Raw genomic sequence first — 6728 nt, 5'->3', positions numbered from 1 at the left:
ATGCACCAAATAATCACGAAGGCTCTTGATCAGCATAGCGGGCGCCCTCCTCAGCACGAAATCGCAGTGTTCACCCAATGGGACGCAGCCTGTTAACGCTGGGTAGGGAGCCACACCGTAAAACCACGGGGAGGGGTCGGTGCGCAGTCAAATTTCCGGCAACCAAAGCGCGCATTTTGCGTCTAGTGGGCATGATAAAACCTTCCGATGACCGCGATGAACCGCTCGCGAAACGCTTCTTTGAATTTATCGAACGCGCCGATTTTCCGTGCGTTGGTGCCAAGTCGGCGCTGGGTCGCGGACAGCTGCGCGCCGTGGTCTGCCGCGACCTGCGTTCAGCCTGGGACGACCTGCGCATCCACCCCGTACTGATGGCATTGGCCCGTGATTATGCGGAGGATCCGGTGCCGTTCCAGTCGCTGGCCGTGCTGTTCGAGCAAGATGCGGAGCTCAGCGAAGCCGAATTTGAAACCGCGATGTGGCAGCGCATCCAGTCGCTCAGCGACAAGGACGAATGGCTGGGCCAGCCGCTCGACAGCCGCGTGAGTCCGGATCCGGACGATCCGCATTTCTCGTTGAGCTTTGGCGGAGAGGCGTTTTTCGTCGTCGGCCTGCACCCGCGCGCCAGCCGCCCGGCACGCCGCTTTGAGCGCCCGGCGTTGGTGTTCAATCTGCATGATCAGTTCGAGCAACTGCGCAACGCTGGTCGTTATGAAAAGCTGCGCGGTGCCATACTCGCACGCGATCTTATGTTGGCAGGCAGCGAAAACCCGATGCTGGCGCGCCATGGATCGACATCCGAAGCGCGGCAGTACAGTGGGCGCGAAGTTGCCAACGACTGGGGCTGCCCATTTCAGCCGCGCGAGAGAAAAAATGCCGGTTGAAATCGCACCGCGCACCGGCACGGCCTTTGAGCTCAAACAGGGCGAGCGGCTGACGGTGATCGATCCGCTGGGCGAGCAGGTTGCCGATCTGCTCGCCTTTCGCCGCGATGACATCGGCGAGGTGCTCTCATCGGGGCGCACGCTCGATTACACCAGTCGCATTTATTTGACCACCGGCGACAAGCTCTATTCCAACCGCAGCAATGTGATGCTTGAAATTGTCGCCGATGATGTCGGGCGGCACGATTTTCTGCTCACCCCGTGTTCGCGCGATACCTTTCGCATCATTTACGGCGATACCGAACCGCATCAGGGTTGTTTCGGCAATCTTGCCGCTGCGCTCGCACCTTATGGCGTGACACCCGACATGATCCCGGTGGCATTCAACTGCTTCATGAACGTGCCGGTCAATGGCGAGACCGGTGAACTCAAGGTTCTGGCACCGCTCAGCAGGGCGGGCGATGTGATCACCTTTCTCGCGATGGACGATCTGGTCATCGGGCTGACGGCCTGTTCGGCGCTGCAATCGAACAATGGGTCATTCAAGCCGATCCACTACCAGATCGAAGCCCCTTATCCGGGCTTGGCGATCATAAAGTAAAGCGCGGACACCAGCGGCACCGTTGCGATCAGCCCCCAGACCAGCCAGCGCCGCGACAGCGCGCGATAGTCGGCAGACACGCCGGTCTGGTCGGTAAATGCACGCGCCATCCGCGCCTGACGCATCTGGATCGGGATCAGCACGCCCAACCAGACCAGCCCGGCAACGACAAAGCAAACCTGGCTCCACACCAGCCAGCCCGGCCCCGGAAAATCATAGCGCGCCTCATACATCGCGCCATAGCCGCCGACCATTGTCAGCACGATGCCGGGTACAGTGAGCCCCCAGTCGGTGCCGGTCACCATCTTCTGGCCAAACGCCACAATCGTGCCATTTTTGGTGCGGTCGGCGAACACCTTCCACACCGCAGTCACGGTGATGTTGCCCAGCAGCAGGATGATCCCCAGGATGTGAAGAAATTTCAGAACATCAAACGCGGTCATGATTGAGCCTATTTTGCGCGTGTCGCTCAACACGACGCCGCCGGGCCCTCCTGCTTAACCTCGATCAAGGATGCAAGCGAAAGCGTTTGTTAGGACCCGTCCGAGGGTGCAGAGGCAGCATGTCGAGCAACGCACCCGCGCGGAACCAATCTGCCGCCGATCTGTAATATTGGCAATGCCAGACTGAGGTTCGCTATCGGCGACACAATGACTGAACTGCTGGTTGGGCGGGGCCTGTGTTGCTCTATTTTTGAAAGAGGTATCGCCCGTGTACGAAACATCTGACCGCCGCCGGTTCGACGAAGGCCTCGAATCGCTGTCTTCGTTTGGGTCAGCTATGGCAACAGCCGGGCGGCTGGCGCTTATCGGGGGCTTTGCTCCGCGCCGCTGCGGCATCGCGACCTTCACGACTGACGTTTATGCATCGCTCATTGCGGCTGACCCGTCGTTGGCCATCGATGTTTATGCAATGGCACCTGCGTCTACGCCCACAGCATTCGATCCTGCGGTGTGCACCACGATCGTCGAAGGCGATGCACAGAGCTTCATCGATGCCGCAGCCCAGATCGAGGCGAGTTGCGCAGATGTCGTCTGGCTGCAGCATGAATTTGGCCTGTTCGGCGGCTTCGGCGGCGACATGGTGCTAGAGCTGGTGGACCGCATCGCCGCGCCGCTGATCATCACGCTGCACACTGTGCTGGCCGAACCCGATGCTGACCAGCGCAGGGTGATGGAGCGGCTGATCGCGCGTGCAAGCAAATTGGTCGTAATGTCCGAGCTGTCGCGCAACCTGCTGCAGATGGTCTACGCCGTCGATGAAGACCAGATCGCGCTGATCGCGCATGGTGTACCTGACCGTCCGTTCGGGCGGGCACATATGTTCAAGCCGCAGTTCGGTTTCGATGGCAAGCGCGTCATCCTCACCTTCGGGCTGCTGTCCGGGGGCAAGGGCATCGAGACCGTCATCGAAGCCTTGCCCGCAATTGTCGTGGCCAATCCCGATGTGCTCTATTGCATCGCCGGGGCGACCCACCCCAACCTGCTGGCGCGCGAAGGCGAGGCCTATCGTGACCGGTTGAAGGCGCTCGCCATGTCATTGGGCGTTGCCGACCATATCCGCTGGATCGATGCGTTTATGGCAACCGATGATCTGCTCGACCTGATCGAAGCAGTCGATATCTATGTGACGCCCTATACCGGCGCGCAGCAATCGACATCGGGCACCTTGTCTTATGCGATGGCGCTGGGCAAGGCCGTGGTATCGACGCCCTTCGTGCACGCAGTTGAGCTGCTGGCCGATGACCACGGCGTGTTGGTGCCCTTCCACGACAGCACGGCCATCGCTACAGAAATCGCCAATCTGCTTGGTGATCCCACGCGCCTGCACACCTTGCAGCAACGCGCTTACAGCCAGGGAAGGCAGATGGTCTGGCCGGTGTTTGCGCGCCATAGTCTCAACCTGATCAGCGCAGTGCGTATCAGGCCGGCGGCGCTGGCATCGGTGACCGGCCCGATTGGCATCCAGGGTCTGCTGCGCATCTGCGACAACACTGGCATCTTGCAGCACAGCATCCATTCCATTCCCGACCGCGCGCATGGCTATTGTGTCGATGACAATGCCCGCGCGCTGATGCTGATGCACCGTCTTGATGATAATGCGCTGCGCCAGTGCGGGCAGCTGACCGCGACCTTCGCGTCGTTTGTCCAGCACGCCTGGAATGACGACACCGGCGAGTTCCGCAATTTCATGGGCTTTGGCCGCAACTGGCTCGAGGACGCAGGGTCTGAAGACAGCTGCGGGCGCACACTCTGGGCGCTGGGCATGACGGCGCGCGATGCGCGCAGCGCCGGATTGCGTCAGTGGGCGCGCGAGCTGTTCCTGCGCACCGCGCCATCGGCGCTCGGTTTCGGTTCGCCACGCGCGACGGCCTTTGCGATGCTGGGGGCAGATTATCTGCTGGCAACAGGCAGGCCAGATGCATTGTCTGAGCAGATTGTGCGCGACGGTGCAGAGCGCCTGCTGGCATTGCACAGCGCCGCCGCACGCCCGGGCTGGAATTGGTTCGAGCCAGTTGTTGCCTATGACAATGCACGCCTGTGCGAGGCGATGCTGCGCGCCGGGATGCGGCTGGAACGCAGCGACATCTCCGCCTGCGGGCTGGCGACACTGCGCTGGATCAACGACATCCAGATCGCCCCGGGCGGGCATTTCCGGCCCGTAGGATCAGACAGCTTTGGGCGCGTGTATGAACTGCCGCGACCGTTCGACCAGCAGCCGGTGGAAATCTGGGCCGCCATCGATGCCGCCGCTGCCGCCTATGACGCAATGGGTGATCGTGTCTGGCTGACCCACGCGCAGCGCGCGTTCGACTGGTTCGGCGGGCGCAATGATCGCGGCACAGTTGTCGCAGACCCGGTCACCGGCACCAGCCGAGACGGCATCAACCCGCGCGGCGCGAACCTCAACGAAGGCGCGGAATCGGTGCTTGCCTATCAGCACGCGACCTATGCCATCCGCGCTTTCATCGCCCGGGTCGAGGCTATTGAATCATTGCATACCCGTGTGGTTGCGGCTTAAGGCCAGTCGTGGCGAACATCATCCAGCATCCCTTGCGGCTGCGAGCCGACCCCACACGCGTGGTGGTGCGGCCCTTCCATCTCGCCTGGCAGGCGTCGGGACCCGATCTTGAGCGGGTGCAGCGGCTCGCGCGCGATATCGTCGCGCTCAACCCGCGCAATGTGCGCGCAGAGCTTGGCTTTGTGCTCGGCGATTTTGGCGGGCGGCACTGGCAGATTGAGCGTGTCTTTCAGGATCGCTTCGATGAGGTTGAGCCCCGGCTGGGGCTGTGCAGCAAGCCATTGAAGCGCGAATTGCAGCTGTTGATCGGGGCCTATTTCTGCCACGAATACAGCTATGCTGCTGCGGCGCTGATGAACCCCAGCGTGGTGCGCCACCCTGACCAGAGCGGCATGCCTGATGGCAGCGTGCGCATCATCTTGTCGCTGCGCGCGGTGGGTGAGGGGCATATCTCAACCATTGCGTTTCGTGAGGGGATCATCACCCAGGACCGCGAGCTCACCCTGCTTTCCCAGCCCGCCTTTGCAACCACCGCGATGGAAGGGCCACACCGCGATGACAAGCCCGAGGATGTGGTCTCGCTCTACCGACAGCGCGACAGCAGCCTGTCGGGGACGGTGATCTTTCCGATCACCGAGGCGCAGCGCAATGGCCTGGAAGACTTGCGGCTGGTCGAATTCCAGCGCGACAGCGGCAAGAGCGAATGGATTGGCACCTACACCGCCTATAGCGGGCGTGACATCCGTTCAGAGCTGCTGCGCACGCGCGATTTCAAGGATTTTACGCTGACCCCGATCAAAGGCGGCGCGGGCCGCAACAAGGGCATGGCCCTGTTCCCGCGCAAGATCGATGGGCAGTTCTGCATGATCGGGCGGCAGGACGGTAAGAACCTCTATCTGCTGCGATCTGACACGATTGATCATTGGGAAGGCGGCACGCTGTTGCTTGAGCCGCGCTACCCGTGGGAGTTCGTCCAGATCGGCAATTGCGGCGCGCCGATCGAGCTTGATGAAGGCTGGCTGTTGCTCACCCATGGTGTCGGCGCGATGCGCAAATATGCCATCGGCGCGGTGTTACTCGACAAGATTGATCCCTCCAAAGTGATTGGCCGGACCACCGATCCCATCCTGTCCGCCGCCGATGAGGACCGCGAGGGCTATGTGCCCAATGTCGTCTACACCTGCGGCGCGATCCGCGTGGGCGACGACATCTTCCTGCCTTACGGTGTGGCCGACAGTTCGGTATGCTTCGCGTTCGTGGCGATCAGCGAAATTCTGGCGGCGATGAATTTGGCCGCGTAGGGCTTAAACTTGTTTCACTTCAGCCATCCCTTGGCGCGATACCAAAGCGCGGTGTCAGCGAGACCCTGCCGTGTTGGGATCTGCGGTTGCCATAGCTGAGTCGGGGGCCGTTTGTCGGGCGCTGCGGTCCAGTCGCTGTGCGCCATATAGCGCGCGCGATCCGGGGTCAGCTTCGCGCGTTTCCCGCGCACCAATCGGTCGCCCGCCGCCGCCATGTGAAGCGCCAACCTCGGCGCGTGCAGCGCCCGCACTTTTTTGCCCACCGCATCGCCCAGCGCGTGGGCAAATTCGGCGTGGCTCCACCCCTGCGGCTCGCCATCGTCGATCTCGTATATCGCCGCCGGCTCGCCGCCGCCTGCCGCCAGCGTGACCAGCAGTCGCGCCAGATCGGCAACATGCACCACCGATATCCGTCCGCGCGGAGGTAACAACACCAGCCCGCGTGCCGCCATGCGGAACAGGTCAAGCATCTCGGTATCGCCGGGGCCATAAACAGCAGGTGGGCGCACCATGATCCAATCGAGCCCCGACGCAGTGACCCGCGCCTCCGCCTCGGCCTTGGACCAGCCATAGTTGGACAGCCCCGGCTCGCGCGCGGCGAGCGACGAGATATGGATGAAGCGCGGCACCACGGCGGCACGCGCGGCGGCGATCATCGCCTCGGTTCCGGTGATGTTGCCGGCAACAAACCCGGCCTTGTCCGCCGCATTGACCACGCCTGCAATGTGCAGCACGCTGTCGGCGCCGGTGCACAGCGCAGCAAGGCTGTCGGGCTGATCGAGCGCGCCTTCGATCCAGGTGACGCCCTCGCGCGGCTTTTGCGGGCGGCGGGTCAGCGCGCGCACCTGATGCCCCGCGTCAAGCGCCGCGTCAATTGAAGCGCTGCCGACAAAGCCGGTGCCGCCGGTGAGCGCGATCATG

6 protein-coding genes are annotated in these 6728 nt (G+C 62.5%); 4 read left to right on the top strand and 2 right to left on the bottom strand.

The window, feature by feature from the left end:
• Positions 1-191 precede the first annotated feature (191 nt).
• Both gntA and ACEW8G_RS02960 read left to right on the top strand, forming a co-directional pair.
• Positions 192-884 (top strand): guanitoxin biosynthesis heme-dependent pre-guanitoxin N-hydroxylase GntA, encoded by a 693-nt coding sequence (gene gntA, locus ACEW8G_RS02965; protein WP_373486957.1) that lies wholly within the window; start codon positions 192-194, stop codon positions 882-884.
• Positions 874-1485: a DUF1989 domain-containing protein gene (locus ACEW8G_RS02960; RefSeq protein WP_373486956.1), complete on the top strand. Its 612-nt coding sequence runs from the start codon at positions 874-876 to the stop codon at positions 1483-1485. The genes gntA and ACEW8G_RS02960 overlap by 11 nt, the downstream gene beginning before the upstream one ends.
• On the opposite strand, the gene ACEW8G_RS02955 is transcribed toward ACEW8G_RS02960, so the two are convergent.
• On the bottom strand, positions 1458-1928 hold the full coding sequence (locus ACEW8G_RS02955; RefSeq protein WP_373486955.1) for a DUF2269 family protein: 471 nt from the start codon (positions 1926-1928) through the stop codon (positions 1458-1460). The two genes, ACEW8G_RS02960 and ACEW8G_RS02955, sit on opposite strands and share 28 nt — an antisense overlap.
• 268 nt (positions 1929-2196) lie before the next feature.
• On the opposite strand from ACEW8G_RS02955, the gene ACEW8G_RS02950 reads away from it, so the two are divergent.
• Positions 2197-4506, top strand: a complete 2310-nt coding sequence (locus ACEW8G_RS02950) for a glycosyltransferase family 4 protein (protein WP_373486954.1) — start codon at positions 2197-2199, stop codon at positions 4504-4506.
• 8 nt (positions 4507-4514) lie between these two features.
• A complete protein-coding gene (locus ACEW8G_RS02945; protein ID WP_373486953.1) occupies positions 4515-5807 on the top strand; it encodes a glycoside hydrolase family 130 protein in 1293 nt (430 codons plus the stop codon).
• A 14-nt stretch (positions 5808-5821) separates the two neighbouring features.
• Here ACEW8G_RS02945 and ACEW8G_RS02940 read toward each other — a convergent pair whose 3' ends face one another.
• A complete protein-coding gene (locus ACEW8G_RS02940; RefSeq protein ID WP_373486952.1) occupies positions 5822-6727 on the bottom strand; it encodes an NAD-dependent epimerase/dehydratase family protein in 906 nt (301 codons plus the stop codon).
• Between the last annotated feature and the right edge of the window lies 1 nt (position 6728).

This window comes from Blastomonas sp., from assembly GCF_041747255.1.
GTDB lineage: Bacteria > Pseudomonadota > Alphaproteobacteria > Sphingomonadales > Sphingomonadaceae > Blastomonas.
The sequence above is the reverse complement of the archived record's forward strand: the minus strand, read 5'-3'. Positions and strand labels throughout refer to the sequence as shown.

What these genes read in the sequence shown, in the direction of transcription:
- gntA (WP_373486957.1), top strand. Translation starts at nt 192, where the DNA reads ATGATAAAACCTTCCGATGACCGCGATGAACCGCTCGCGAAACGCTTC.
- ACEW8G_RS02940 (WP_373486952.1), bottom strand. Translation starts at nt 6,727, where the DNA reads ATGATCGCGCTCACCGGCGGCACCGGCTTTGTCGGCAGCGCTTCAATT.
- ACEW8G_RS02960 (WP_373486956.1), top strand. Translation starts at nt 874, where the DNA reads ATGCCGGTTGAAATCGCACCGCGCACCGGCACGGCCTTTGAGCTCAAA.
- ACEW8G_RS02955 (WP_373486955.1), bottom strand. Translation starts at nt 1,928, where the DNA reads ATGACCGCGTTTGATGTTCTGAAATTTCTTCACATCCTGGGGATCATC.